The 26986-nt window shown below is 72.7% G+C and carries 18 protein-coding genes and 1 pseudogene; 12 read left to right on the top strand and 7 right to left on the bottom strand.

The window, feature by feature from the left end; all coding sequences use genetic code 11:
* Positions 1–33: 33 nt before the first annotated feature.
* From ACLF5H_RS27505 to ACLF5H_RS27495, 3 genes are all read right to left on the bottom strand, one after another.
* Complete coding sequence (locus tag ACLF5H_RS27505; RefSeq protein ID WP_421678696.1) at positions 34–3288, bottom strand: non-ribosomal peptide synthetase; 3255 nt, start codon at positions 3286–3288, stop codon at positions 34–36.
* Between the two features lie 13 nt (positions 3289–3301).
* Complete coding sequence (locus tag ACLF5H_RS27500) at positions 3302–5899, bottom strand: Pls/PosA family non-ribosomal peptide synthetase (RefSeq protein ID WP_421678695.1); 2598 nt, start codon at positions 5897–5899, stop codon at positions 3302–3304.
* Positions 5900–6171: 272 nt separating this feature from the next.
* Entirely contained in the window at positions 6172–6663 is a 492-nt protein-coding gene (locus tag ACLF5H_RS27495) for a hypothetical protein (RefSeq protein ID WP_421678694.1), read from the bottom strand.
* 244 nt (positions 6664–6907) lie between these two features.
* On the opposite strand from ACLF5H_RS27495, the gene ACLF5H_RS27490 reads away from it, so the two are divergent.
* Together ACLF5H_RS27490 and ACLF5H_RS27485 are read left to right on the top strand one after the other, a co-directional pair.
* Entirely contained in the window at positions 6908–7243 is a 336-nt protein-coding gene (locus ACLF5H_RS27490) for a hypothetical protein (protein WP_421678693.1), read from the top strand.
* A 281-nt stretch (positions 7244–7524) separates the two neighbouring features.
* Positions 7525–9924, top strand: coding sequence for an NB-ARC domain-containing protein (locus tag ACLF5H_RS27485; protein WP_421678692.1), 2400 nt, complete (start codon positions 7525–7527; stop codon positions 9922–9924).
* A gap of 10 nt (positions 9925–9934) precedes the next feature.
* Here ACLF5H_RS27485 and ACLF5H_RS27480 read toward each other — a convergent pair whose 3' ends face one another.
* The gene (locus tag ACLF5H_RS27480) at positions 9935–11734 is read right to left on the bottom strand and encodes a hypothetical protein (RefSeq protein ID WP_421678704.1); all 1800 of its coding nucleotides are present in this window, start codon (positions 11732–11734) and stop codon (positions 9935–9937) included.
* A gap of 202 nt (positions 11735–11936) precedes the next feature.
* Between ACLF5H_RS27480 and ACLF5H_RS27475 the strand changes: the two genes are divergently transcribed.
* The 8 genes from ACLF5H_RS27475 (at position 11937) to ACLF5H_RS27440 (ending at position 20472) form a co-directional block, all read left to right on the top strand.
* Positions 11937–12488: a VOC family protein gene (locus tag ACLF5H_RS27475; protein WP_421678691.1), complete on the top strand. Its 552-nt coding sequence runs from the start codon at positions 11937–11939 to the stop codon at positions 12486–12488.
* Positions 12489–12640: 152 nt separating this feature from the next.
* On the top strand, positions 12641–13405 hold the full coding sequence (locus ACLF5H_RS27470; RefSeq protein ID WP_421678690.1) for an alpha/beta hydrolase: 765 nt from the start codon (positions 12641–12643) through the stop codon (positions 13403–13405).
* An 81-nt stretch (positions 13406–13486) separates the two neighbouring features.
* Positions 13487–14131 carry a TetR/AcrR family transcriptional regulator gene (locus ACLF5H_RS27465; RefSeq protein WP_421678689.1) on the top strand — a complete coding sequence of 215 codons (645 nt, stop codon included), beginning with the start codon at positions 13487–13489 and terminating at the stop codon, positions 14129–14131.
* Positions 14132–14241: 110 nt separating this feature from the next.
* Positions 14242–15471 (top strand): cytochrome P450, encoded by a 1230-nt coding sequence (locus tag ACLF5H_RS27460; RefSeq protein WP_421678688.1) that lies wholly within the window; start codon positions 14242–14244, stop codon positions 15469–15471.
* A gap of 102 nt (positions 15472–15573) precedes the next feature.
* Positions 15574–15768: a ferredoxin gene (locus tag ACLF5H_RS27455; RefSeq protein ID WP_421678687.1), complete on the top strand. Its 195-nt coding sequence runs from the start codon at positions 15574–15576 to the stop codon at positions 15766–15768.
* Positions 15765–16988, top strand: a complete 1224-nt coding sequence (locus ACLF5H_RS27450; RefSeq protein WP_421678686.1) for an NAD(P)/FAD-dependent oxidoreductase — start codon at positions 15765–15767, stop codon at positions 16986–16988. Before ACLF5H_RS27455 ends, ACLF5H_RS27450 begins: the two co-directional genes overlap by 4 nt.
* A gap of 90 nt (positions 16989–17078) precedes the next feature.
* Complete coding sequence (gene dnaK / locus ACLF5H_RS27445; RefSeq protein WP_421678685.1) at positions 17079–19004, top strand: molecular chaperone DnaK; 1926 nt, start codon at positions 17079–17081, stop codon at positions 19002–19004.
* A gap of 226 nt (positions 19005–19230) precedes the next feature.
* On the top strand, positions 19231–20472 hold the full coding sequence (locus tag ACLF5H_RS27440) for an MFS transporter (protein ID WP_421678684.1): 1242 nt from the start codon (positions 19231–19233) through the stop codon (positions 20470–20472).
* A gap of 437 nt (positions 20473–20909) precedes the next feature.
* Here the strand turns inward: ACLF5H_RS27440 and ACLF5H_RS27435 are convergent, their stop codons facing one another.
* On the bottom strand, positions 20910–22325 hold the full coding sequence (locus ACLF5H_RS27435; RefSeq protein ID WP_421678683.1) for a PLP-dependent aminotransferase family protein: 1416 nt from the start codon (positions 22323–22325) through the stop codon (positions 20910–20912).
* A gap of 46 nt (positions 22326–22371) precedes the next feature.
* Here ACLF5H_RS27435 and ACLF5H_RS27430 point away from each other — a divergent pair, with 46 nt between their 5' ends.
* On the top strand, positions 22372–23592 hold the full coding sequence (locus ACLF5H_RS27430; protein ID WP_421678682.1) for an MFS transporter: 1221 nt from the start codon (positions 22372–22374) through the stop codon (positions 23590–23592).
* Between the two features lie 68 nt (positions 23593–23660).
* On the opposite strand, the gene ACLF5H_RS27425 is transcribed toward ACLF5H_RS27430, so the two are convergent.
* Complete coding sequence (locus ACLF5H_RS27425) at positions 23661–24566, bottom strand: hypothetical protein (protein ID WP_421678681.1); 906 nt, start codon at positions 24564–24566, stop codon at positions 23661–23663.
* A 169-nt stretch (positions 24567–24735) separates the two neighbouring features.
* On the opposite strand from ACLF5H_RS27425, the gene ACLF5H_RS27420 reads away from it, so the two are divergent.
* Positions 24736–26568, top strand: coding sequence for a trypsin-like serine peptidase (locus ACLF5H_RS27420; protein ID WP_421678680.1), 1833 nt, complete (start codon positions 24736–24738; stop codon positions 26566–26568).
* Between the two features lie 104 nt (positions 26569–26672).
* Here ACLF5H_RS27420 and ACLF5H_RS27415 read toward each other — a convergent pair.
* Positions 26673–26986, bottom strand: a pseudogene (locus ACLF5H_RS27415) (hypothetical protein); the annotation flags it as partial.

Genomic DNA, 26986 nt, shown 5'->3' with positions numbered 1-26986 from the left:
CTTTCGGTTGCCCGTCTGGAGGGTCCGCGTGACTCAGGACGTGGCCAGGGGTACGGCGGCCCGCAGCACGGCCCGCGCCGCCTCGGCCGGCCGGGTGCGGGGGAAGTAGTGGCCGCCGTCGGCGAGTTCGTGCAGCTCCACCTGGTCGGCCAGCAGCAGCCAGTCCCGGTGGCGCTCGGTGGCGCCCGCGGTGTGCGGGTCGTCGGCCGCGACCACCACCGTGAGCGGCGCGGCCAGCTTGGGGGGCGGCGAGGACTGGAGGGCCGCGCGCAGATAGCGGTGCGCGGCCACGCAGTCGTGCCGGTAGGCGGCGCCGATGTGCTCGGCATGCGCCTCGTTCAGCTCCGCCAGCTCGGTGTAACCGCTGTCCGCGGTGAGCCGCGCCGCGATCTCGGCGTCCCCGAGCCCCGTCAACTCGGTGACGGCGGAGCCCCGTTCGTCGGCGGTGCCGAGGAGCTGGGCGCCGATGAACACCCGGGTCACCCGCACCCCCCGCTCGGTGAGCCGGCGGGCCGTCTCGATCGCGGGCGCGGCCCCCGACGAGTGGCCCCACAGCATCACCCGGGTCAGCCCGCGCGCCACGATCTCCGCGGCGACCTGCTCGGCCACCTGCGCGATGGAGACGAACGGCTCCTGGTGCGCGGCCAGATCGTGCCCGGGCAGATCCACCGCGAGGACCGTGAGTCCGCTGTCGGCCAGCGCGCTCGCCATCGGCTGGAAGTTGACCGCGTTGCCGCCCGCGTACGGGAAGCAGACCAGCGCGCCCCCGGCCGCGCCGCCCCCTTCCGCGAGCGGCTGGAGCAGCTCCCCGTGCTGCCGGGTCGCGCCGTCCAGCAGCGCGGCCAGATCGGCGAGGACCGGGTGCCGGGTGATGTCCTTGAGGGAGACCGCACGCTCCAGCGCGATGCTGAGCTTGACCGCGGTCAGCGAGGTACCGCCGGAGTCGAAGAACTGGTCCGAGCGGCGCACCTGTTCGGCGGGCACGCCCAGCACCCGCGCCCAGGCACCGGCGAGCCGCCGTTCGGCCGGACCGAGCGGGGCGTCCTGCGCCGCGCTCTCCTCGGTGGCCGGGGCGGCCGCCGACGCCAGCGCGGTCAGCGCCTTGCGGTCGATCTTCCCGTTGGCGGTCAGCGGCAGGGCCTCCTGCCAGTGGAAGGCCGAGGGGACCATATAGGCGGGCAGCACCGCGCCGAGCGCCTCGCGCAGCTCCGCCACCGGCCGGGGCGCGCCCGAGCAGAAGGCGATCAGATGCCTGCCGCCGCCGCCCCGCTCGGTGACCACCACCGCCGCGTCCCGCACCCCGGGCACCCGCAGCAGGGCGTTCTCGATCTCCCCGATCTCGATGCGGAACCCGCGGATCTTCACCTGGTTGTCCCGGCGGCCCAGGAACTCCAGCTTGCCGTCCGGGTGCCAGCGACCCCAGTCACCGCCCAGGTACAGCCGCTCACCGGGCCGGTAGGGGTCCGTGCGGTACGCCTCCCGGGTGCGTTCCGGATCGTTGACGTACCCCCGGCCCACGCAGACACCGGAGAACGCGATCAGGCCGGGTGCGCCCAGCGGCACCAGCGACAGCCGCTCGTCCACCACGTAGACACGTACGTTGTTCACCGCGCGCCCCAGCAGCACCCGCTCCGGCACCCGGTCCAGGACCTCGTGGTTGGTGTCGTCCGAAGTCTCCGTCAGGCCATAGGCGTTGAGCAGTTTGATGTCCGGCTCGATCGCGAACCAGCGCTGTGTCAGCTCCCGCTTGAGGGCCTCGCCGGTCACCGACACACAGCGCAGATCCGGCAGTTCGCGGGGCCGCTGCTCCAAGTAGGAGACGACGACCTCCAGATAGGAGGGCACCAGCTGCGCCACCGCGACCCGCCCGTCGGCCAGTGTGTCGACGAAGCGCTCCACGTCCGTGATCTCGTCCTGCCCGATCAGCAGCGTCCGCCCGCCCACCAGCAGCGCGGACACCAGCTGCCACAGCGAGATGTCGAAGCACTGCGGGGCCGTCTGCGCCACCACCGAGCCCTCGCCGATGCCCAGGTCGTCGATCTTGGCGAACAGGTGGTTGAGCAGCCCCGCGTGCTCGCACATCGCCCCCTTCGGCTCACCGGTGGAGCCGGAGGTGAAGTAGATGTACGCCAGCTGGTCGGCCGCCACGGGCAGCTGGAGGTCGTCCTCGGCGTGCGGCTCCGCGTACGCCTCCTCGACCAGCAGCCGCTCCGCCCCCGCCACCGAGGTCAGCGCCTCGTCCAGGGTCGCGGTGCTGCCGGACTCGGTCAGCACCAGCCGGCAGCCCGCCCGTGACAGCGTCGCCGCGATCCGCCCGGCCGGGAAGTGCGGCTCGATCGGCAGGTAGACACCGCCCGCCTTGAACACCGCGAGCGTCGCCGCCGGCCAGTCGAGATCGCGCTCCATGACGACGGCGACCACGTCCTCCCGCCCGACGCCCCGCTCGATGAGTGCCCGCGCCAGCCGGTTGGCCCGCCGGTTCAACTCGTCGTAGGTCCACCGCCGTTCACCCTGTACGACGGCCACCGCGCCCGGGTTCGTCCGCACCCGCTGCTCGAACAGCTCGTGCGCCCGCGCCTCGGGCAGCGGCCGGTGCGGCCCGGCCAGCCCCGCCAGCTGCTCGTGCACCTCGTCGTCCGACAGCAGGCTCCGCGCGCCGTGGTCCGCGTCCGGGTCGGCGGCCAGCAGCCCGAGGGCCCTGAGGTGGTAGCCGCCGATCCGGGCCGCCGCCGGGGCGTCCAGGACGTCCTTGCGGTACCCGAGGCGCAGCAGCAGCCGACCGCCCCGCTCCGACCAGCGCACCTGCAGCACACCGTCGTCGGCGTGGTTCTCGTCGGCCCCGATGGGCCCGAACACCACCTCGTACGGCGGCTCGGTCAGGCCGAGTTCGCGGCGCAGCTTCTCCACCGGGAACTCCCGGTGCGCCAGCACCTCCGCCTCCGCGTGCTCGGCGGCCGCCGCCAGCTCCCGCCAGGAACCCGCCCGCACGGTCAGCCGACAGGGCAGCGGTTCGCCGCGCACCCCGGTGGTGTAGCCGGTGACCACCTCCGGCTCGCCGGACAGCGTGGCCAGCACCTTGGCGTGCGCCGCGAGCAGCAGCGCGCTGACCGGCACCCCTTGGCGACCGACCAGCTCGCGCACCGCCCGCGCCACCTCGTCCGGCACCGGCATCTCGTGTTCGGCCGACCCGGCGGCCGGCTCCCGCACCCAGCGTGGCACCGAGGTGACACCGCCGGCGGTCAGCACCCGCTGCCAGAACTCCCGGTCCGCTTCCACGCGCGTTCCCATCGAATGGCCTTCCTCAACTCACGGTCGCCGCAGGGGCGTTTGCTGTAGAAGCGGTCAGGACGGGGGTGCCGGGCGGACCGTCGGCCGTCGGCATCTCCACCGCGGGATTGCCGCCCCAGCACGCGTCCGGGGGCACTTCCTCGCCCTTCATGAGGAAGGAGTCGGAGACCAGCACCGAGCCCTCGCCCATCGTCACGCCGTAGTGGACATGGGCGGAGACGCCCAGCGTGGTACCGGCGCCGAGCCTGATGAAGTCCGACTTGAAGGTGCCGTCCTCCTGCGAGTGGCACTGCACCTTGCTGCCCGCGTTGAGCGTGCACGCGTCGCCGATGACCGCGAGGGTCCGGTCGGTGATGTAGCAGCCGTCGTCGAAGACCATGCGGCCCACGCGCACCCCCATCAGCCGCCAGACCAGGCTCTTGAAGGGCGTGCCGTTGAAGATGTTGAGCCACTGCGACGGCACCTTCCACAGCCGCTCGATCCGCCAGAAGTCCCGGTCGTAGATCGAGCACAACTGGGGCCGCAGCCCGCGGAACCTGGTCATGCAGCGCTCCAGCACGATGTAGTACGCGGTGGAGAAGGCGAGGGTGAGCGCCAGATAGGCTCCTATCACCACATGGCCCGCCATGCCGTACAGATCCACCGTGGCCAGCGCGAACAGGGTGAGCACGAAGACGTGCAGCCAGCGGGCGAGCAGCCACCAGCCCATCGAGCGCAGGTTGTAGTGGTTCTTCGCGCGCAGCCGGGTGCTCAGTTCCTCGCCCTCGCGCAGATGGTCGAAGCGGGCGTCGCGGTCGACCGAGCGCGGGATCTCGAAGCACGGCGAGCCGAGCAGCCCCACGCCCTGTCTGACCTCGCCGTCCAGCGGGATCATCACCTTGGTCGCCAGCAGGCAGTTCTCGCCCGTCCTGCCGCCCACCGGGTAGGCGATGTTGTTGCCGAGGAAGTTGCGCGGCCCGATCGACACCTTCGACAGCCGGAACGACGTGCTCGAATAGTCCGCGTTGAGGATGGACAGCCCGTCGGCCACCATGGTGCCGCTGCCGACCGACACCAACAGCGGTGTCTCGTGCTGCACTTCGGTGCCGAAGTTCGAGCCGGTCTGCTCGACGTGCGACAGGTCGTACCCGAGTCCGCGCAGATAGTGCACGACGAACGAGCTGTCACCGAACAGCCAGGCGAAGAACTTGATGTTCGTCAGGCGGGCCGTCGCGCGGTGCAGCGCGTAGTGGAAGCCGTAGAGCGGATAGACCCGGTCGGGCCGGACGAACAGCCGCAGCAGCCGGGGCAGCGTGTACAGGACGACGAGACCCACGACGATGAAGCCGACGAACAGCACCAGGGAGAGCGCGGCCGCGTCGGCGAGCAGCTGGGCCGGTGCCAGGTCCTCGGTGTCCGGGTCGAGGCGATCGCCGATCGCCGGTACCGCGGTGAACAGTATGTACATCCCGCCGACGGCCAACGGAATGTAGAGGAAGACCAGTTGGAGCAGCGTGCCGAGGCCGAACCAGGCCCGGCGCAGCGTGCCGCAGCGGGCGGGCGGCACGCGCAGGTAGTCGGTTCCCGCCGGTTCCGCGGGGGAGCCGTGCCAGCGCTCGCCTGCCGGGACCGACTGGCCGCGGTGCAGCGCCGAGGCGTGCCCGAGCTGCGAGCCGTCGCCCATCGAGGTGTCGATGTCCAGGGTGGTCTTCTCCCCGATGAACACGCCCTCGCCCAGGGTGATCCGGCCGGTCTGGATGCGGCCGCGGTGCGCCCGGTAGCCGAGGATGAAGGAGTCCTTGCGGATCACCGTCCCGGCGCCGATCGTCACCAGGTCGGGGCAGACCGGCAGGGTGTGCGAGAGGATCGTGACCCCCTTGCCGATCCGCGCGCCCAGGGCCCGCAGATACAGCACGTACAGCGGGGTGCCGGCGAGGAGGACCATCGGGTTCGCGTGCAGCAGCACCTTCACCAGCCAGAAGCGCAGGTACGCGAGGCCCCAGACGGGGAAGTCGGCCGGTTTCGTGCGCCCGACCAGCAGCCACTTGGCGACGACCGGGAAGACGCACAGGGCGATGAACCCGGTGCCGCCGAAGAGCAGCGACCGTACGTAGATGTCGGCTACCCCGTTGCCGTCGGCGACCCACTCGTAGCCGGTGCCGGTCACCAGACCGGAGACGAACGAGTAGGCGAGGAAGGCCAGCAACTGGAAGGTCCCGCACAGGAAATGCGTCAGTCGGCTGGTGTGCGGCAGCAGATCGGGAGGCGCGAGGGGCACCGGTGCCGCGGGCGCCGCCGTGGTGCCCGCGGCCTCGTGCGGCGGGGGAGCGGCCGGGGCGAGGGCCTCGGCCAGGTCCCGGATGGTGGGGTACCGGTAGATGTCCCGCATGGACGGGGACGGCAGGTCGGGGCGCTTGCGCACCCGTGCGCAGAACTGGGCCATGACGAGGGAGTTGGCGCCGAGGTCGGTGAAGAAGTGGCTGTCCACCGGGACCTGCTCACTGCCCACCAACTCGGCCAGCGCGTCCGCGAGTCCGCTCTCGGTCTCTGTTCTGTCCGGGCCGGTGCCGCTCACGGAGAGGGCGGATGCGTCCGGCCCGCTTATATCGATCTCGGAAGACTGCTCCACCATTCGATCTCCTCGAGAACGTTCTGGATCGTTGATGCTCATTCCTGATCACGAACCGCCAATTCAGTGTGGACAGGGCACCGTAAGCCTGTCACTTCGAACCAATCGCCCGACTCGCCGGAAATGCCCGATGGGGCCGTGATCCTTGGGCGTCCAGGGCTGGCGGCGGTTACGGATCACCCGTTTGGCGGTTCACTCGTGCGGCAGCGTCGGCGGTTCAGGTGGAGGTTTCGCGGGGGTTCGGCGGGGACTTCCCGGGGTGCGGCGCGTCCCGGTCAGTACCGGAGGGCCGTGCCGACGTTCGCCCGCACCTCGCCGTGCAGCCTGCGATTGCTGCGCGCGGTGCCGTGCCCCGAGCCGTGCCCGGCCACGTTCTTGACCATCAGCACCACGACGTCGAGCAGATTGCCGCCGCCGTCCGTGAAGTTGACCTGGACGGCGAAGGACTTGGCGGCGGAGGCGGTGTTCCGCGCGGTCACGGTGGCGGTGGCCCGGCCGTCGCGGTCGAGGGTGACCGCGCCGAGGCTCACCTGCTCCTTGGCGTTCAGGCCGCCCTTGGCCTCGTCGAGTCTCCGGCCGGCCTCCGCCGAGGCCGAGGCGAGCGCGTCACCGCCCCGGGCGGCGAGCGAGGCGGCGGCGGACGCGGCCGAGGCGGCCTGCTCGGCCGGGGTGGGGGAGTTCGGGGAGCCGTCGCCGCAGCCGGTGGCGGACACCATGACCAGGGCCAGCACCGCGCCCGCCGCACCCCGTCTCCCGAGCCCTGCCATGTGTGACTCCCGTGCCCTCGCCGCGATTCGTTCCCCTCAGTGAAGGGTGGGCGGCCGCACCCCGCACACCGGGTGCGGCACCCGGGCCGCACAGGCACCCGAAAGGCCCCCAGGACGCCGCTGAACAGGCGATGTCACCGGCGCGGGCGCCCTCGCCGGGCGGCTCGGCACACTCTGACGGATAGTGGTTGAGGGGACCGGGTCCCCCGGCAACCCGTCTTGGCGTCTTGGCACAGGAGGCCCGATGCGCGCTTCACGGCCGCTGGCCGCGCTCACCGGTTTCGCGCTGCTCGGCATCGCGCTCACCGCCTGCCAGGACCAGGCGTCCGGGCAGATCGTGGCCCGGAACAACGGACGCGTCGTGCAGACCCTCACCAACCCCTCGGTCAAGGGCTGCCACCGCTTCCCCCAGGGCATCACCCATGTGACCAACCAGACCCAGAGCAGCCTGCGCCTCTACACGACCCCCGACTGCACCGTGCCGTCGGGCGGCGCGTACGACTTCCTGGACATCGGCGCGACGGACCAGGTGGTGCGGGCGACGGGACTGTGGAACAGCTTCGACTTCGCGCCGGAGTGAGGGACAGCGGCCTCGGCCGAGGGCTCCCCTTGCGGCACTGAACGTGTGTGCCCCTCAACAGGCCTGCGCGGAGGGCCGGTCAGCGGCGGAGGTCACCGGGACCTCCCCCCCCGATGCCCCGCGAGCCGCTCCGAGCGTCGGTGCACGTCTCCGTGTCGGACGGGTTTTCGCCCACCTGACGGCGGCGCGTGCGCGCGCGCACCCGCCTCTCGTCCGTCCGCCCTCTCTCCCTACGGGTTTGTCGATACGATGGCCGTTATGGCGAGTTGGGGGAGTGCTGGGTGGAACCGTTGATCGACTTGGTGTTCTCGGCGGTCGGCACGGTCGCCTCCGGTGCGCTGTCCGGGGCGGGCGGCGAGATGGGCAGGCGGGTCTCCGAGCGGCTGCACGGACTGCTCGGCCGGGCGGGAACCGAGCCCGGTGCCCCTTCCGGCCTGCAGGTGCTCGTCCTGCCCGTCACCGAGCACGAACGCAGGGCAGCCGCCTTACAGCTCGTCGAACTCGCGCACAGCTCACCGGAGTTCGCCCGCGAGGTGCGGGAATGGGTCCGCGAGGCGTCCTGGCTGGCGCCCCGCCCGATGCCGGCCGCGGCCCCCGGCGCCTCCCGCCCGCAGATGCTGCCGCCCGCCACCGCGGCCTTCACCGACCGCGAGGACGTGCTCGCCTGGATCAAGGGGCTGCTGGACGACGCCGACCGCGCACCCGGCGCACCGGTCGTCGCCGTCCTCACCGGCCAGGGTGGCATGGGCAAGACGGCCACCGTCGTACGGTGCGCGCACGAGCTGCGGGAGGGGTTCCCGGACGGAGTCCTGTTCGTCGATCTGGCCGGTGCGTCCGCCGGAACCGCCCTCACGCCCTCTGAGGCGCTCGTCCGTCTCCTGGAGGGCCTCAAGGTCGGCACCGTCCCCGGCGACGAGGCACGGCAGCGGGACCTGTTCCGGGACTGCACGGCCGACCGACGCATGATCGTCGTACTGGACAACGCGCTGGACGACGCGCAGGTGCTCCCCCTGCTGCCCGCCTCGCCCGGCTCACTCGTCCTGGTGAGCAGCCGGCACCGCCTCGGCCGCCTCGTGGCCGAACACGGCGCGCACCCCTTCACCCTGCGGCCGCTGTCGACCGCGGACTCCGTCCTGCTGCTGCGCCGCGTCGCCGGGCGGAACCGGTCGGCCGCCCCGGAGGAGGTCGTCCGCGCCGTCGCGGAGGGCACCGGCGGCATCCCGCTCGCGGTGTGCACCACCGGCGCCGGACTCGCCGTCCGTGAACACCTCTCCTGGGACCGGGTGGCGCGCGGACTCTCCGACCGGATCCACGGCACGCGGCAGACAGGAGTCCTCATGGGCGACACCGACCCGCACGCCCCCGCCGACCCCGTCCGGCTCGCCCAGGACGTGTCGTACGGCGAACTCACCCCGGAGTGCGCCGCGTTCTACCGCGCGCTGGCGGTCTGGTCCTGGCCGACCGTGAGCGTCCTGTGCGCCGCGCACGCGGCCGGCGTCGAGGAGGCCCGGGCCCGGGACATGCTGGAGCGGCTGGCCCGGGTCCATCTGCTGGAGGAGGTCGCGGAGGAGCGCTACCGCTTCCACGACCTGGCCCGCGCGCACGCCCGCGAGCTGGCCCTCGCCGAGGACGGGGACCGCCGGATGCGCGAGGCGGTCCGCCGGGTGGCGGTCGCGTACTTGCGGTTCGCGGCGGCCGCGGACCTGCGGGTGATCCCGCACCGCTGGCACCTCGGCCCCGTCTACGACCGTCTCACCCCGGCGGAGCACCCCGAACCGGGCGACAGCGCACGGGCGTTGCGGGAGCTGCGCGCCGAACGGGAGAACCTCGCGGCCGTCATCCACGCGGCCGAGCACCACGGTTACGACGATCTGGTGTGGCAGCTGTGCGAGGCGATGTGGAGCCTGCATCTGCGGCTCGGCTTCCACGCCCAGTGGATCGAGACGCATCTGCGCGGCGTCGAGGCCGCCCGGCGCTGCGCCGAGGAGTTCGGCGACCGGCGCGCGGTGGGCCGCATGCTGGTCCAACTGGCCTTCGCCTATATGGGAGTCGGCGACGCCGACCGGGCGGAGGAGGCCCTGGAAGCGGCGATCACCGCCGACGCGGCATGCGGTCATCTCCGCGGCCGGGCGACCGCCCTGGAGGCCCTCGGGCTGCTCCGCCTCAAGCTGTGGCGCCACGACGAGGCACGCCACGGCTTCGAGGAGGCCCTGCGCGTGCTGGAGGGCATCCGTGAGGGGGACGACGGCTGGCGGGACGTACCCCGTGCGACCGCGCTCCTGGAGCACCACCTCGGCCGTGCCCTCGCCCAAGAGGGCGCGTTCTCGGAGGCGTCGGCGAAGCTGAACGAAGCGCTCGTGAGCTTCCGCACCCTGCCCGGGGGCGCGGACACCTACAACGAGGGCCGCGTCTACATGAGCCTGGGCGAGACCCACGTGCGCGCGGGCGCTCCCGAACTCGCCCTGGTCTGCCTGGACAAGGCCGTCGAGATCATGACCGCCGAGGGCGCGGGCCTCCAGCTCGCCGACGCGCTGGAGCAGCGGGCCGAGGGCCACCGGCTCGCCGGCCACCCGGGGGAGGCCGCCGAGGACCTCCGGGCCGCCGCCGCGCGGTACGAGAGGCAGGAGGACGCGGTCGGCGCGCGGCGGGTGCGGGAGCGCCTCGCCACGCTGGAGCGCTGAGGGGCGCGGACTACGCCGGACGCGCCGGGAGTCGTTCGATCGCCACCCGGTGGGTCACCGTGCCGGTGCGGACCGTCAGTTCGGGGACGGCCTCGGAGAGTTTGCGGCCGGTGATGAGCCAGGTGTGGAGGGCCGAGGCGTAGGCGGCCGGGTCGCACAGGTCCGGGCGCCCGTCGGGGGCGGGGGCGGCGGACAGGCGGAGCAGGTCGCCCTGGCGGGTGCGCACGACGCAGCGGTCGGGGCCGTCGGCGTAGGCGGCCAGCGCGGAGTAGGGGTACCGGGCCAGCGCCTCCGCGGTCCAGGCGCCGGGCGGGCCGAGGCGTGGGTCGTCGGCGGGGGCGTGGCGCAGGACGACGTCCGCGAGGCGCAGCCGGCCGGCCTCGCGGGTCTCCTCGTCGACCACCGTGTGCGCGTACGCCGTGGACGCCGCCGCGAGTCCGTCGGCCGGGTCGGGGGCGTCGCCGGACACCGGGTGCCGTACCAGCACCACCTCCGGCGTTCGGCCGTCGGTCACCTCGGCGAAGACCCGAACGGGCGTGGTACGGCGGGCCGGTTGGTGGGGCGGCAGCGGCAGCGGGTCGAGCAACGCGGTGTGGCCGGTGGGCTCCGGGAGGCCCATCAGGCGGTAGAAGAGGTGGCGCAGCAGCTCCGCGGACTCGCCCGGTGCGGAACTGGCCTGCTCGGCGAAGTGCGCGTAGCGGTCCGGCTCGTGGGCGGCGATCGCCGTGTCGATCTGGGCGCGCAGGCTGCCGCGCCGGACCAGGCGGGGCGCCGTACGGCCGAGCGCGGCCACCGGGGAGTGCGGGTCGAGCGCCTCCTGCGGGAACGCCCCGAGGAGTACGGGCACGCCGATGGCCGCCGCGTAGTAGGTGACGCTGGAGTGGTCGCCCAGCACACAGTCCGCCGCGATCAGGGCCTGCCGCCACCAGTCGAGCGGTGGCACGGCGTCCAGACCGGCCCGCCGGGCGTGGTCGAGCCAGGCCCTGACCTGGCCCGGACCGTGCCCGTACCAGATGTTCGGGTGCAGGACGGCGAGGGAGCGGTACTCGTCGGCCGGCAGCTCCGTGGACAGCCGGGACAGCAGCCAGGGCAGCAGATCGTCCGCGTCGGCCGCCTCGCGGGAGCCCGCCCGCGCGGCACCGAACAGGGACCGCGACGACCAGGTCGAGCTGAGCACGACCAGCTTCTGTCCCGGGGCCACGCCGAGGGCGCGGCGGAAGAGTTCGCGCTGCGGGAGCGCGCCGATGAGCCGGTCGTAGCAGGGATCGCCCGCCAGTACGGCGGTGGACGCGGCCTGCGGGCAGGAGACGCGCAGCCGCTCCAGCTGCTCGGGGTGGGACAGGACGGTGGCCGCGGCGAGCGGACGGCCGCGGTGCAGCAGCCAGTCCGGCGAGAGCCCGAAGACCGGTGCGGCCGACCGCTGTTCGGCATCCGGCGCGGCGAGCCGCTTGTTGTAGCCCATGCCGTGCGACAGGACGACCAACTCGCTGCGGATCTGGTCCAGTTCACCGCCGTAGCTCGCCGAGACGGCCAGGTCGAACGTGGTCTCCTTGGCCTGCTCCCACGGCAGGACGGGCAGCCCGACGCCCGTCAGCAGCTCGACCACCCCGGCGAGGAACGGCGAGGACCCCGTGCACGTGGCGAACAACTGGAGCCGTACGTCCCCGCCGAACAGGGGCAGCACATCCAGCAGCCGGGTCGCGGACGTCACGTTGTGCACCACGAGCAGCACCCGGCGGCACCCCGCCCGGGTGACCCAGCGCTCCGCGTCCGCCCCCACCGGCACCCGCAACCGTGCCGCCCCACCCATCACCACTGGCGCGTATCCCCGTCCCGGCCTGATCGATTCGGCGTTCCTCCGGCCGTCGGTCCGATGCTATCGAGCCGTAACTCCTGGAACACGCACAGGGATCAGACGGGCGGCACCCACGAGGACGGGAACCGACCTCGATCCCGCCTACTCTGACCGCGGTCGCCCGCCTCAGCCCCACCCCTCGGTGAAAGGAACCGCGATGCCCGAACAGATCGACGCCGCACCCCCGGAACACACCACCGTCGCCCCCTGGATCGTCACGGACGACACGGGCGCCCTGCTCGACTTCGTCACCCGGGTGTTCGACGGGGCGGAGCTGGGGCGGGTGCGGACGGAGGACGGGCTGACGGGGCACGCCGAGATCCGGGTCGGCGACACCGTCCTGCTCGCCTTCGACCGGCGTGCCGACTGGCCCCGACTGCCCTGCCTGCTCAGGGTGTTCGTGCCGGACGCCGATGCGGCGATCGAGCGGGCCGTCGAGGCGGGCGGGCGGATCGTCACCGCACCGGCGGACGACGCCTTCGGGCAGCGGGGCGGGCGCGTCGCGGACCCGTTCGGCAACATCTGGTGGGTGGTCGGCCATGTGGAGGACGTACCGGAGGATGTGATGTGGCAACGGCTGCGGGAACCCCGGTACGCCGAGGTCATGCGGGCGGCGCAGGAGACGCTCGACGCCGAGTTGAGCGGTCGGCGGGCGGGGCGGAGCAGTGCGCCGGTGGAAAACGCGGTGCCGACTCGCGGTGCCGGCTGATAGCGTGCGGGCGACCGTGTGACCGAGCGAGGAGGTGAGACCCATGACCGAGGTATCCGTGTGGGTGCTCCCTCTTTCGTCACGGTCCGGCGACTGAAGCAGATGTTGCCGGGAGCGCCTCGCCGACAAGGCACTTCCGAAAGGCAACAACCATGAAGAACATGCACTTCACCGCCGAGACGTCGTCCGGCGGCGTGATCGAGCGCGACTTCACCGTGGGCGACGTCCCCGGTGTGCTCTGGTCGCCCGCCTCCGGCCCCGAGCGAGCACCCCTCGTGTTCATGGGCCACGGCGGCGGCACGCACAAGAGGTGGCCCGCGATGACGGGCCGCGCCCGGCTGTTCGTCACCGGCTGCGGCTTCCATGTCGCCGTCATCGACGCGCCCGGCCACGGCGACCGGCCGCGCACGGCGTACGACGAGCAGGAGATCGCCGCGCTGTACCGGGCCCGGGAGGCGGGCGAGCCGGAAGGCCCGATCGTGGTCCGCTACAACGCCCGGCTCGCCGAACGCGCCGTCCCCGAGTGGCGGGCGGTCCTGGACGCCCTCCAGGAACTGCCGGAGATCGGCACCGGCGGGCCCGTCGGCTTCTTCGGCCTGAACATGGCCACCGCGATCGGCGTGCCGTTCGTGGCGGACGACCCCCGGATCACCGCCGCGGTCTTCGGACTGCACTGGCCCGACGCCCTGGCCGAGGCCGCGGGACGGATCACGATCCCCGTCGAGTACGCCATGCAGTGGGACGACGAGCACATCCCGCGCGCCGCCGCGCTGGCCCTCTTCGACGCGTTCGCCTCGAAGGAGAAGACGCTGCACGCCAACTCCGGGCGGCACAAGGAGATGCCCCGGTTCGAGGCGGACGGCGCGGCCCGCTTCCTGGCCCGGCACCTGAGGCCAACGGCGGTCCAGGGGACCTGAGTCGGGCGCACCCGGGGCGACGGATATTCGGCCACCTCCGATAATGCTTCACCCGGCAGGCGGGCAACGGAGGGAGCACAGGTGGCCGAGACGTTCAAGCGCCGCGCCCCGAGCCAGTGGGGCGAGGGCGGCGCCCTGAAGGAGGAGATCCTCGCGGCCGCGGCCCGGCTGCTGGCCGAGTCGGGCCGCGAGGAGGCGCTGTCGCTGCGCGCGGTCGCCCGCGAGGTCGGTATCGCCGCGCCCAGCGTCTATCTGCACTTCAAGGACCGCTCCGAACTGGTCGCGACGGTCACCCGCCGGGCCTACGAGAAACTGGTCGCCGAGCTGCGGGAGGCGCGGGACGGCGGCACCCTCCACGCCCCCCGCGCCCCGCACGCCCGCCACACCCCCCGCACCGCCCTGCGCGCCATGGTCCACCGCTATTGCACCTTTGCGCTGGAGAACCCCCGGCGCTTCCGGCTGATGTTCGGTGTCGAGCGCATCGTCGGCCCCCGCGAGGACTCGCCGCGCCACCCGGTGTGGCTGGTGCTCGGCGCCTGGGAGGAGGCGCTGGCCGCGCTGCCGGGGGACCGCCCCGGGCAGGTGGGCGCCGGGCAGGACGCGCTGCTGCTGTGGTCGGCGCTGCACGGCATCGTCACCATCGCGATGGCCCTGCCCTACGAGGTCGACCGGCGCGGACTCATCCAGCGCGCCGACGAGCTGCTCGATCGCATCGTGGCCGGATAGCGACGGCGAACCCTTCGGCACCGTTGACGTGCCCCCCACGATCCCTAAGGTTGCCTGAAGCACCTAACACCGTTAGGGGTGTTGGGTGCCCCCTTGCCGAGGAGGCAGCTGTGACCGAGACAGTCGTGGACACGCCGACCGGGCTCCCCGAGCACCCCATGCCCCGCGCCACCGGATGCCCCTTCGACCCGCCCCCCGCCCTGAAGGACCTCCAGAGCGAACGGCCCGTCTCCCGGGTGCGCATCTGGGACGGCAGCAGCCCCTGGATGATCACCCGCCACGAGGACGTACGGGCCCTGCTCGGCGACCCGCGCATCAGCGCCGACCCCCGGCGCCCCGGCTATCCGCACCGCAGCGCCGCGACGCAGGAGCGCGACCGGACCCGTACCACCTTCCTCACCATGGACGACCCCGAACACGCCCGGCTGCGCCGCATGGTGACGGCCCCCTTCACGATCAGGAAGGTCGAGGCGCTGCGGCCGTCCGTGCAGCGGATCGTGGACGACCTGATCGAGGAGATGCTCGCCGGGCCCAACCCCACCGACCTGGTCGAGGCGTTCGCGCTTCCGCTGCCCAGCCTGGTGATCTGCGCGCTGCTCGGGGTGCCGTACGAGCGGCACGACTTCTTCCAGCGCCACAGCCGTGTCCTGGTGCGCCGCACCTCCACCCGCGAGGAGCTGCTCGCCGCGTCCGAGGCGCTCACCGACTACCTGGACGACCTGCTGGCGGCCAAGCTCGCGCATCCCGAGGACGACGTGCTCTCCCAGCTCGCCGTCCAGCGCGTCGCCACCGGCGAGCTGACCCGGCGCCAGGCCGCCGAGATGGGCGTCCTGCTGCTCGTGGCGGGGCACGAGACCACCGCCAACATGATCGCGCTCGGCACCGTGGCCCTGCTGCGCAACCCGGACCAACTCGCCCTGCTGCGCGACTGCGAGGACCCCAAGACGGTCGCCGCGGCCGTCGAGGAGCTGCTGCGCTATCTGAACATCGTCCACTCCGGGCGGCGACGCGTCGCGCTGGAGGACATCGAGATCGACGGTGAGCTGATCCGCGCGGGCGACGGTGTCATCTTCGCCAACGACATCGCCAACCGGGACCCCGGCGCCTTCCCCGACCCCGACCGGCTCGACCTCACCCGCGACGCCCGCCGCCATGTCGCCTTCGGCTACGGCATCCACCAGTGCCTCGGCCAGCCGCTCGCCCGCGTCGAACTCCAGGTCGCCTACAGCACGCTCTACTCCCGCGTCCCCACGCTGGCGTTGGCCACCGACTTCGATCAACTGGAGTTCAAGCACGACGGCTTCGTCTACGGCGTTTATGAACTACCCGTCTCCTGGTAGCACTTCACAGCACGCACGACACGACACGGCACACCCGCACCACCACGAACCACGAACCACGAACCACGAACCGCGAACCGCGAACCACGAAACGAGGAACCCATGCGCGTGGAAGTCGACCAGCCCAAATGCGTCGCCTCCGGGCAGTGCGTCCTGGTGGCGCCCCAGGTCTTCGACCAGGACGACGACGGCATAGTGCAGCTGCTGGACGCCACCCCCGGCCCTGAACTCGCCGAGGACGTACGGGAGTCGGCCGCGATCTGCCCCGCCGCCGCGATCCGACTGGTGGAGGCGTGACGAGCGTCCCGCCGCGCCGCATCGTGGTGGTGGGTGCCTCGGCGGCCGGTCTGACCGCCGCCGAGACCCTGCGCCGGGCGGGCTACGACGGCTCGCTCACCCTCGTCGGGGGCGAACCGCATCCGCCCTACGACCGGCCGCCGCTGTCCAAGCAGGTCCTCACCGGCGCCTGGGAGCCCGAGCGGGTGCACCTGCGCCGCCCGGCCGATCTGGACGCCCTCGCCCTGGACCTGCGGCTCGGCGTGCCCGCCGCCGCCCTCGCCCCGGCGACCCGCACCGTGACCCTCGCCGACGGCACGAGCCTGACGTACGACGGCCTGATCATCGCCACCGGGGTCCGGCCGCGTCGGCTGCCCGAATGCGACACACCCGGCGTCCATGTCCTGCGGGAACTCGGGGACGCCCTCGCCCTGCGCGAGCGGCTGACCGCCGGGGGCCGGCTGGTCGTGGTGGGCGCCGGATTCCTCGGCGCCGAGGTCGCCGCCGCCGCGCGTACCCTCGGCGCGACCGTCACCCTGGTGGAACCCGCCCCCGTCCCCCTCGCGCACGCCGTCGGACAGCGGGTCGGCACGTATCTGGCCCAGGTCCACCGCGATCACGGCGTGGATCTGCGGACCGGGACCAAGGTCGCCGGGATCACCACCGGCGCGGGCCGGGCCACCGGCGTGCTGCTCAGCGACGGCACCACGATCCCGGCCGACGACGTCCTGATCGCCATCGGCTCCGAGCCCAACACCGACTGGCTGGAGGGCAGCGGGCTGCGGCTGGCCGACGGCGTGGTCTGCGATCAGTACAGCGCCGCCGCGCCCGGCATCTACGCCGCGGGCGACGTGGCCCGCTGGCACAACCCGCTCTTCGGCGCCGACATGCGCGTGGAGCATCGTACGAACGCGGCCGAACAGGGCATCGCCGCGGCCCGCAACCTGCTCGCCCCCGAGCAGGCCGCACCCTTCGCGCCGGTGCCCTCCTTCTGGTCCGACCAGTACGACCTCAGGATCCAGGCGTTCGGACACCTGCGCGACCACGACGAGGCCCGGGTGGTCGACGGCGACCCGGCGGACGGCGGTTTCCTCGTCGCCTACCGCAGGGGTACGGCGCTCACCGGAGCGCTCGCCGTGGGCATGCCGCCCCGCGTGCTGCGCCCCTGGCGTACGGCGCTCGCGGCCGGAACCGAGTGGACCCGTGCCCTGGCAGGGCCGCCGGAAGCGGACCAGACTTGACATGAGGTAGCTCAAGTTTTATTCAGGCTCTATAGGCGAGGAGGACCGGGGAACACGGGTGGGGGAGCAGCCGGCAAGGGAGGATTCACCATGGCGCGTTCGGTCGGAATCGACCTCGGGACGACGAACTCGGTGGTCTCGGTCCTGGAGGGCGGCGAACCCACCGTCATCACCAACACGGAGGGCGCGCGAACCACCCCCTCCGTCGTGGCGTTCGCCAAGAACGGCGAGGTGCTGGTCGGCGAGGTCGCCAAACGGCAGGCCGTGACCAACGTGGAGCGCACCGCGCGCTCGGTCAAGCGGTACATGGGCGATCACTCCTGGCGCTTCCCCGACGAGGGCGACATCGACGGCAGGCACTACACCGCCCAGGAGATCTCCGCGCGGGTGCTCCAGAAGCTGAAGCGGGACGCCGAGGCGTATCTCGGCGAGGACGTCACGGACGCGGTGATCACCGTCCCGGCCTACTTCGACGACGCCCAGCGGCAGGCGACGAAGGAGGCCGGGGAGATCGCCGGCCTGAACGTCATGCGGATCATCAACGAGCCGACCGCCGCCGCGCTCGCCTACGGCCTGGACAAGGAGAACGACCAGACGGTCCTCGTCTTCGACCTCGGCGGCGGCACCTTCGACGTGTCCCTGCTGGAGATGGGCGACGGCGTCATCGAGGTCAAGGCCACCAACGGCGACACCCATCTGGGCGGCGACGACTGGGACCAGCGCGTCGTGGACCATCTGGTGCGGCAGTTCAAGAACCACTACGGCGTCGACCTGGGCAAGGACAAGATGGCCGTGCAGCGGCTGCGGGAGGCGTCCGAGAAGGCGAAGATCGAGCTGTCCTCGTCCACCGAGACCTCGATCAACCTGCCGTACATCACGGCGTCCGCCGAGGGCCCGCTGCACCTGGACGAGAAGCTGACCCGCGCCCAGTTCGAACAGCTGACGGCCGATCTGCTGGACCGCTGCAAGGCGCCGTTCCACAACGCGATCAAGGACGCCGGGATCAAGGTGTCCGACATCGACCATGTGGTGATGGTGGGCGGCTCGACCCGGATGCCCGCCGTCACCGGCCTGGTGAAGGAGCTGACCGGCAAGGAGCCGCACAAGGGCGTCAACCCGGACGAGGTCGTCGCCATCGGCGCCTCGCTCCAGGCCGGTGTCCTCAAGGGCGAGGTCAAGGACGTCCTGCTGCTCGACGTCACCCCGCTGTCCCTCGGCATCGAGACCAAGGGCGGCATCATGACCAAGCTGATCGAGCGCAACACCACGATCCCCACCCGCCGTTCGGAGATCTTCACCACCGCCGAGGACAATCAGCCCTCGGTGTCCATCCAGGTCTTCCAGGGCGAGCGCGAGATCGCGGCGTACAACAAGAAGCTCGGCATGTTCGAGCTGACCGGTCTGCCGCCCGCGCCGCGCGGAGTCCCGCAGATCGAGGTCGCCTTCGACATCGACGCCAACGGGATCATGCATGTGTCCGCGAAGGACCTCGGCACCGGCAGGGAACAGAAGATGACCGTCACCGGCGGCTCGGCGCTGCCGAAGAACGACATCGACCGCATGGTCCGCGAGGCCGAGCAGCACGCCGAGGAGGACCGGCAGCGCCGCGAGGCCGCCGAGACCCGCAACCAGGCCGAACAGCTCGTCTACCAGACCGAGAAGCTCATCAGCGACAACCCCGAGCGGATCTCCGCCGAGGCGCGGCACGAGACCGAGGCGGCGCTCGCCGAGCTGAAGGCGAAGCTCAAGGACGAGCACGCGGACACCGCCGGCATCCGCCAGGCCACCGACCAAGTGGCCCAGTCCGCCCAGAAGATCGGCACGGCGCTGTACGAGCAGTCCCGCGCCCAGGGTGAACAGGGCGCGGGTGCGACAGCGGGGGCGGGTGCGGGTGCGGGTGCGGGCACCTCCGGCGGGGCGGCGTCCGGTGGCCCGGCGTCCGGTGGGTCCGCCGCGGAGGACGACGAGGTGGTGGACGCCGAGATCGTCGACGACGACAGGCCCGAGGCCGGCTGACGACGGACGGGGCCCGGCCCGGCCCCCGGACGCGAACCCCGAGCGGCCGTACGGGAGATCGCCGTGACCGGCATCCCGCGCATCCGGCCGGGCGCGCTGGGCCCGGTGCCCCTCGGATGTCCCGGCAGGAAAACATCAGAAGCCGGGACCGGTGAGGCACTAGTCTCAACTCCAGCCTCCACGCGGAGCGTTGAGGGCCACGACGCCGCGATGGAGAGACCCGCACATGTTCGCCCCGTACCGCAGACTGTTCTCCGCCAAGGGCAGCGTCGGCTTCACCACCACCGGCTTCCTGGCCCGGCTCGCCCTGTCCATGTCCGGCGTCGGCACCGTGGTGATGGTCGCCGCCATGCGCCACTCCTATGCGCTGGCCGGTGCCGTGGGCGGCTCGTCCCTCGCCGCCACCCTGATCACCATCCCGCTCCTCGGCCGCCTCGTCGACCGCTACGGCCAGTCCCGTACGGCCGTCCCCGCGGCCGTCTGGTCGGCGGCCATGTCGGCCGCCCTGGTCGTCTGCCTCGCCACCGACGCGCCGACCTGGACCCTGTTCGTCACCAACGTCCTGTCCGCGACCGCGCCGAACGTCGGCGGCATGGCCCGCGCCCGCTGGGCCGAGCTCTACGGCGAGGACGACGAACGCATGCATGTGGCCAACTCGTTCGAGCAGGTCCTGGACGAGATGTGCTTCGTCCTCGGCCCCATCCTCGTGGTGGGCCTGGCCACCGGCGTCGCTCCCGAGGCGGGCCGGATCGCACCGCTGATCCTGACCCTGGGCGGCACGGTCCTCTTCTCGCTGCAGCGCGGCACCGAACCCCCGGTCCAGCCCGCCGACCCCTCGGCCTCCCGCTCCCCGCTCACCAACCGGGGCCTCCAGGTGATGATGCTCGTCTTCCTCTTCACCGGCTCCCTGTTCGGCTCCCTCGAAGTCGTCACGATCGCCTTCACCGACTCCCTGCACCACAGGTCCTCGGCCGGTCCGGTGCTGGCCCTCCAGGCGGTCGGCTCCGCGCTCGCGGGCCTGCTCTTCGGGGCGCTCACCCCGCGCGGCTCCGGCACCGGACGCTTCCTGACGGGCGTCGGCGGCATGGCCGTACTGATGCTCCCGCTGACCCTCGCGAGCGGCCTGTGGTCCCTCGTACCGCTGATGTTCATCGCGGGCATGGCCACCTCACCGACCATGATCACCGGCATGGGTCTGGTCCAGGAGCTGATCCCGCGCTCCCAGATCAACGAGGGTGTGACCCTGGCCGTGACCAGCCTGCTCGGCGGCTCCTCCCTCGGCAGCATGCTCGCGGGCTGGTCCGTGGAGCGCTTCGACGCCGAGAACAGCTACCTGCTCCCGGTAGGCGCCGCCACCCTGGCCCTGCTGACCGCGGCCACCGGCCTCGGCCGCCTCCGCAAGACCGTCTCCGCCACCCAGGCCCCGGCCCTCACCAAGGACACGGCGGCACTCGGACAGCAGGCGTGACGGGGGAGCGGCGGGGCTGAGCCGAGGACGGCGGGCCCGGATCTGCGGCGTACGCCGTGCCCCTTCTACAACTGTGCCCTGTCCGAGTCCGCCAGGATCAGGCCCGCGCGCAACGCGTCCTGCGTTCCGGACGGACCTGGGCGCGCCCCTGCGGACCGCCACCCCGGCGCGGGCCCCCCTTGTGGTCACCCCTCCGGCTCCGCTTCGGCCTGCGGACGGAGAGGGCGCGGCCGACCGAAGCCGGGCGCCCCCTTCTACGCCGGGCCCCTTCCACAGCCGTGCCCCGACCGAGCCCGTGCCGCCGTTGCCGGTCCGACCTCGCAGGGCCAGCCCCGCGCGCAGCGCGTCCTGTGTCCCGGACGGGATCGAGCGCCACCGGACCAAGGACCTGGGCGCGCCCCTGCGGGCCGCCACCCCGGCGCGGGCCCCCCTTGTGGTCACCCCTGCTCCCGCAGCAGGTCGCCGATCGCGGAGATTCCGGCGGTGACGGCGCGTTCCCCGACAGCGCCGAAACCGAGCACCAGCCGGGGCGGCGTGGTCGCCCGCGAGGTGCGGCAGGTGCTCATCCCGTACAGGCCGACCGAGCGGGCGCGGGCGGCGGCCACGAGACGCCGTTCGTCCGCCGTCTCCCGCAGATGGGCGACCGCGTGGAAGCCGGCGGCGAGGCCGGTCACGGCGACGCCCGGGGCGTGTTCCGCGAGCGCGGCCAGCAGGGCGGTGCGCCGGGCCGCGTAGGTGCCGCGCACCCGCCGCAGATGCCGGTCGAAGCGGCCCGACTCGATCAGCCTGGCGAGGGCGAGCTGATCGAGGACGGGCGAGCCGCGGTCGCTGATGCGCTTGACCGACACCAGGGTGTCCGCGAGCGCCGGGGGGCACAGCAGCCAGCCGATGCGCAGCGCCGGTGCCAGGGACTTGCTGACGGTGCTTATCGAGACGACCCGGTCCGCGGCGAGCCCCTGGAGGGCGCCGACCGGCTCCCGGTCGTAGCGGAACTCGGCGTCGTAGTCGTCCTCGATGACCACCGCGTCCCGCGCGGCCGCCCATGCGATCAACGCCAGCCGCCGCTCGGGTCCGAGCACCACCCCGGTCGGCCACTGGTGCGCCGGGGTGACGACGACCGCCCGCGCCCCGGTCGCCGTCAACTCGGCTACGTCCACGCCCTGTTCGTCCACCGGCACGGGCACCGCCTCCAGGCCCGCCGCGACCGCCGCCGCCCGGACGGAGGCGGGTGAGCCGGGGTCCTCGTAGGCGACCCGGCGCACCCCGCTGCGGGCGAGGGCGGCCAAGGTCAGGGACAGGCCCTGGGCGTACCCCGAGCAGATGACGAGATGCTCGGGGTCGGCCGCCGCCGCGCGCACCCGGCGCGCGTACCCGGCGACCACCTCACGCAGCACCGCGCTGCCCCGGGGATCGCCGTAGTCCAGCTCGGCCACCGGCATCCGGCGCGCCGCCTCCCGCACCGCCCACAGCCAGTCGGACATCGGAAACGCGCCCAAGTCCGGTACGCCCCACCGGAAATCGGCCAGCAACGGCGGGGGCCCGGCGGGCTGTCGGGGCACCGGCGGCGCGGACGGCGGACACGCGCCCGCGGCCACCCGGGTGCCCGAGCCCACCCGTGCCACCAGATAGCCCTCGGCCAGCAGTTGGGCATAGGCGTCCTGAACCAGCCCCCTCGACAGGCCGAGCGCGCCCGCGAGTTCACGCGAGGGCGGCAGCCGCTCGCCCACCCGCAACCGGCCGGTGCGGATCGCCTCGCGCACCTGGCGTTCCAGCTGGGACCGCAGGGGCTCTTCGCGGTCGCGGTCGATCGCGAAGAGCAGGTCCGACGACGCATTGGACCACTGGGAAGACATGGAATTGGAGCTTACCGGTGAGCTGATCGCTTCCTAGGGTGCGACCATGACCACCACTGATCCGCGGAATTCCGCGCCGCCCACGACCGGGTCCAAGGACCTGCCCCCGCTGGTGACGCGCCCGCTGCTGCTGCGCTTCATCAGCGTGTTCGGCGCGTCGGCGAGTTTCTATCTGCTGCTGTCGGTCGTCCCGCTCTACGCCAAGCACTCCGGGGCCGGCGGCAACGGCGCCGGGGCGACCACGGGCGCCCTGATGCTGGCCACGGTCGCCGGCGAGATCGTGGCACCCCGCCTCATCGAACGCCTCGGCCACCGGGTCACCCTGGGCGCGGGCCTGCTGCTGATGGGCGTGCCGTCGCTGGTGCTGACGGTGTTCTCCGGCGTCGCCTGGATCACGGTGGTCTGCCTGCTGCGCGGCGCGGGCTTCGCCCTGACCGTCGTCGCGGGCGGGGCGCTCACCGCCTCCTTCATCCCCTCCGAACGCCGGGGCGAGGGACTGGCGTTGGTCGGCATCATCTCGGGCGTGCCCGCGCTGCTGGGGCTGCCGCTCGGCGTCTGGCTGGTCTCCGAGGTGGGGTACGCGCCGGTCGGCGTGGCCGCCGGGGTGTGCGCGCTGGCCCCCGTCCTGTCCATACCCGGGCTGCCGGAGAAGGAGTACATCGCCGGGCGGCGGATCGGCATCCGCGACGGCATCCGCGATCGCGCGATATCCCGTCCTGCGGTCCTCTTCGCGGTCACCGCGCTGGCCGCCGGGATCGTGGTGACCTTCCTGCCGCTCGCCGTGCCCTCGGCGTCCACGGGGCTGGTGGCCGTGGCCCTGTTCGTACAGCCCGCCGGGGCTGCCGCGGCCCGCCTGGTGGCCGGCCGCCTGGGCGACCGCAGGGGCTCCTCCCGGCTGGTCCTGCCGGGACTCGCGGTGTCCGCCGTCGGCATGTTCGTCACCGCGTACACCGGCAGCGCCGTCGCGGTCGTCGTCGGCGTCGCCGTCTTCGGCATCGGCTTCGGCATCGCCCAGAACTCCACGATCACCCTGATGTACTCCCGCGTCCCCGCCTCCGGGTACGGCACCGTGAGCGCCCTGTGGAACATCGCCTACGACGCCGGCATGGGCATCGGCGCCGTCTGCTTCGGCGTCCTCGCCCAACAGGTCGGCTACTCCTGGGGCTTCGTCTGCACCGCCGCCCTCATCGTCCTCGCCCTCCCCTCGGCATGGCGGGACAGGCCGGAGGCGCGGGGGCGGGCAGCCGAGGAGGCGGCGGGGCGGTGATACCCGCGTCAGCGACCGGCTGGAGCGCGAGGGGCCCTTCGGGCGGGTGGCGTACGTCCCGCGCCGAGTCACTCGCTCGGTACCTTCGCCCCTCCCCGCCGGAGCCGGCGGATCCGGGTCCGCCGGAAGAGCAGCGTGCCCGCCGCGGCGGCGAGGAAGACACCGCCCGCGGTCCAGGCCATCACGGCGGTGCGGGACGTCCCGGCCGAGCGGGCCGCCACCTGGTCCGTGGAGCAGGATCTGCCGGATGCGGCGGGAGCGACGCGCAGGCGCGCCCATCGCCTGTCCGGACCGCCCTGCCGGGCATCGTGCCGGTAGACCACGTAAAGGCCGGGCGCGGCCCCGCACTTGAGGGTGGCGGTGGCGGTCAGGACGGCTCGGGCGCCACGCAGGACGGGGCGGTCGGCGAACGCGCGGGAGGTGAGGCTGATGCCCCCGTCCGATCCCTCGTCGTCGTTGTCGGTGATGGTGATACGGCTCCCGGCCCGGAAGGTCCGCACATCCCATGGCGACTGGGGCCAGGTGTCGCCCGGAGCCCAGCGTTCCTCCAGATCGGGCGCGGGCAGCCGCTTCACCTTGTCCCGACAGGCCCGGCGCGCGTCCTCGTCGACCGGCTGGACCCGCACCCGCGCCCAGCGGAGGGGATGTTCGTCCGGGCCCACGTCTCCGGCGCCGCGCCGTGTGACCGGCCGGATGCCGGGCCGGGCGTCGCAGGCGATGGTGACGGTGGTGGTCAGCAGCGGATCCATCATGCGCAGCGTGCCCGTCGCCACGAACACGGACGAGTGCATGGTGTCGCCGTACGCGGCCTCGCCGGACCGGGCGTCGACCGTCAGTGTGTCGCCGGGCCGCACGGACGTGACGCCGCCGTACGTGAGCGAAGGCGTCGACGGCGCGGCCGACGCCGGCCCGGCCGCGAGCAAGGGCAGCAGGAGGGGGAGGGCCGCCCACGCGGCCCTGCGGAAACTGTCCATCGCCTGTGCCCTGTCTGTCTTTCGACGTCTGTCTCTCAACGCCGTGTCAGGCGGCGTCGCCGGTCGGTATGCTGATCCTCTTCGTGGCGAACACATGTGCGATATAGGTGATTTCAACGGTCCGGTATCGCGCACCGTTCGGCTTCCTCCAAGACGGAAAGACACCTTGGTGCGTTCCAGCTACAGATGGGTTCCGGTTCTCGCGCTCGGGCTGGGGGCGGGCATGTTCGGCGCCGCCCCGGCTTCCTCGACAGAGGCCGCCAGGCCCACGGCACCCGCGGCCGTCCCGAACGGGCCGGGTCTCGTCGGCGAGGAGAAGTACTGGACGGCGGACCGCATGAAGAACGCGGTCCCCGCCGACGGGCCCTCGGCTCCGGCCGCCCCGCGGCACGGCCTCGGCGCACAGCGGGCTACCGGCCACGGCTCACCGCCGTCCGGCACCCCCTCGCCCCAGTACTTCACGGGCCACCCGATGGTCGGCACCTTCTTCTTCGACGGCAAGCCGCTCGGCGGCGACACCTACTGCACGGGCAGCGTCGTGCACACGGCCGCCAAGGACATCGTGCTGACCGCCGGACACTGCGGCCTCGGGCTGAGCAAGGCCACGCACCGGGTCTTCGTCCCGCAGTACCGCAGCGGCAAGACCGCCGCGCAGCAGCCGTTCGGCGTGTTCCCGGTCCTCCAGGTCTACACGGACCCCCGCTACACGGCGAACACCAAGTCGGCCGCCTCCGACCTCGACCTGTCCTTCGCCCAGGTCGACGCCAACAGCCGCGGCAAGGTGGAGGACGTCACCGGCGCCCTCACCTTCACCCCCACCAGCGGCTACAGCCACAAGGTCACCGTCATCGGCTATCCCGGCTCCGGGAGCGTCAACCCCGGCCATCTGCCGGTCCGTTGCCCCGTCACCACCTCCCAGCTGCCCGGGTTCCGGCAGCTGCGCATGACCTGCAAGGGCTTCTACGGCGGTGTCTCCGGCGGCCCTTGGATCGAGGACTACGACAGCGCCACGGGCAAGGGCAAGGTCATCGGCAACACCGGCGGATACAACGGCGGCGGCAATGACGCCAACGACGACTGGGTGACGTACGCGCCGGTCTACGGCAAGGACGCCCAGAACCTGTTCCAACACGCCGCCGCGCACCAGCAGTTGGGCAAGAACCCGCCTTACGCGGGGACGACGGACCCCTGGCTGCCCGGATCGGCGGGCACCTGGAAGAAGGCCGCGCTGACGGCCTCCGGCGACTTCCGGGGGACCGGGCACGGCGACCTGATCGTGGTCAGGACCGACGGCGCGGTCACGCTGTACCCCGGCGACGGACACGGCGGCTTCGGCGCCGAGCGGCGGCTGATGGCGCCCAACAGCACCTGGAAGAACGCCAGGACCATCACGGCGGGCGACTTCACCGGATCCGACCAGTTCGACCTGCTGGTGCGCTGGGTGGACGGCGAGGTCACGCTGTACGGCGACGTCGGCGCCAAGGGGCTGAATTGGGCCGGCACCCGGATGATCAAACCCAACGCCACCTGGAAGAACGCGACCCAGATCAGTGCCGGCCGCTTCGGCACCACGCGGTACGTCACCGATCTGATCGTGCGCTGGGCCGACGGCGGGCTCAGCCTCTACACCAACGTCGGGGCCGGCACCTTCGGGCAGAAGCACCAGCTCAAGGCCGCCAACGGCACCTGGAAGAAGGCCACTCTGCTCACCGGCGGTGAGTTCTCCGGTCGCCAGAACTGGGACCTCATGGTCCGCTGGACCGACGGCGAACTCGACGACTACCCCGGCACCGGCACCTCCGGCCTCGGCGCCGAGCGGCGCGTCCAGAACCCCAACGGGCGGTGGGCCCAGGTCGCCACCATGACGACCGGCGACTTCACCGAGAACGGCCGCACCGACGACCTCGTCGTCCGGCGGTCCGACGGCGAGACCACCATGTACACCGACACCTCGGCCAACAGCCTGGGCAAGGAGCACATGCTCGTCGCCCCGACTTCCTGACGGCCCCCAGGAGCCGCCTGTACGACCACTGTCGAACTCGCTCGCGCATCCGGTGGCGGACCTGTGCCATGACGGCGGCCGCGGCGGGGACTTGCCGGACCAGGTCACCGGCCGCAGCCGTGCGTCGGCCTCGTCGCCCCGCCGCCGGCTCCGACGGTGAGCATCAGCGGCAGCGGGCTGGTCGTGACCAGTTCCTTCGCCAGGTCGAGGAAGTACGCCTCGCGGGCCTGGGCGCGCGCGTCCGCAGGGCGGCCCGACATGGCCGGGCTCTCGTAGCTGCCGCCGGACAGCTCCACCAGGCCGACGCCGAGCGGTGCGGGCATCCCGATCACCTGGCGCGCGTCGTCGGTCGAACCCGCCGCGCCGGAAGGGGTGGCGGCGGGCCGCGTGCCACCGGCGCGGGCGCGCGGGTGGCACG

It is taken from the genome of Streptomyces sp. LaBMicrA B280, assembly GCF_049222185.1.
GTDB classification, from domain to species: domain Bacteria; phylum Actinomycetota; class Actinomycetes; order Streptomycetales; family Streptomycetaceae; genus Streptomyces; species Streptomyces murinus.
Note: the sequence above shows the minus strand (reverse complement) of the source record. Positions and strands in the feature narration are given on the sequence as shown.

What these genes read in the sequence shown, in the direction of transcription:
- ACLF5H_RS27455 (WP_421678687.1), top strand. Translation starts at nt 15,574, where the DNA reads ATGCGCGTGGAAGTCGACCAGCCCAAATGCGTCGCCTCCGGGCAGTGC.
- ACLF5H_RS27425 (WP_421678681.1), bottom strand. Translation starts at nt 24,566, where the DNA reads ATGGACAGTTTCCGCAGGGCCGCGTGGGCGGCCCTCCCCCTCCTGCTG.
- ACLF5H_RS27475 (WP_421678691.1), top strand. Translation starts at nt 11,937, where the DNA reads ATGCCCGAACAGATCGACGCCGCACCCCCGGAACACACCACCGTCGCC.
- ACLF5H_RS27435 (WP_421678683.1), bottom strand. Translation starts at nt 22,325, where the DNA reads ATGTCTTCCCAGTGGTCCAATGCGTCGTCGGACCTGCTCTTCGCGATC.
- dnaK (WP_421678685.1), top strand. Translation starts at nt 17,079, where the DNA reads ATGGCGCGTTCGGTCGGAATCGACCTCGGGACGACGAACTCGGTGGTC.
- ACLF5H_RS27490 (WP_421678693.1), top strand. Translation starts at nt 6,908, where the DNA reads ATGCGCGCTTCACGGCCGCTGGCCGCGCTCACCGGTTTCGCGCTGCTC.
- ACLF5H_RS27480 (WP_421678704.1), bottom strand. Translation starts at nt 11,734, where the DNA reads ATGGGTGGGGCGGCACGGTTGCGGGTGCCGGTGGGGGCGGACGCGGAG.
- ACLF5H_RS27470 (WP_421678690.1), top strand. Translation starts at nt 12,641, where the DNA reads ATGAAGAACATGCACTTCACCGCCGAGACGTCGTCCGGCGGCGTGATC.
- ACLF5H_RS27505 (WP_421678696.1), bottom strand. Translation starts at nt 3,288, where the DNA reads ATGGGAACGCGCGTGGAAGCGGACCGGGAGTTCTGGCAGCGGGTGCTG.
- ACLF5H_RS27430 (WP_421678682.1), top strand. Translation starts at nt 22,372, where the DNA reads ATGACCACCACTGATCCGCGGAATTCCGCGCCGCCCACGACCGGGTCC.
- ACLF5H_RS27500 (WP_421678695.1), bottom strand. Translation starts at nt 5,899, where the DNA reads ATGGTGGAGCAGTCTTCCGAGATCGATATAAGCGGGCCGGACGCATCC.
- ACLF5H_RS27440 (WP_421678684.1), top strand. Translation starts at nt 19,231, where the DNA reads ATGTTCGCCCCGTACCGCAGACTGTTCTCCGCCAAGGGCAGCGTCGGC.
- ACLF5H_RS27495 (WP_421678694.1), bottom strand. Translation starts at nt 6,663, where the DNA reads ATGGCAGGGCTCGGGAGACGGGGTGCGGCGGGCGCGGTGCTGGCCCTG.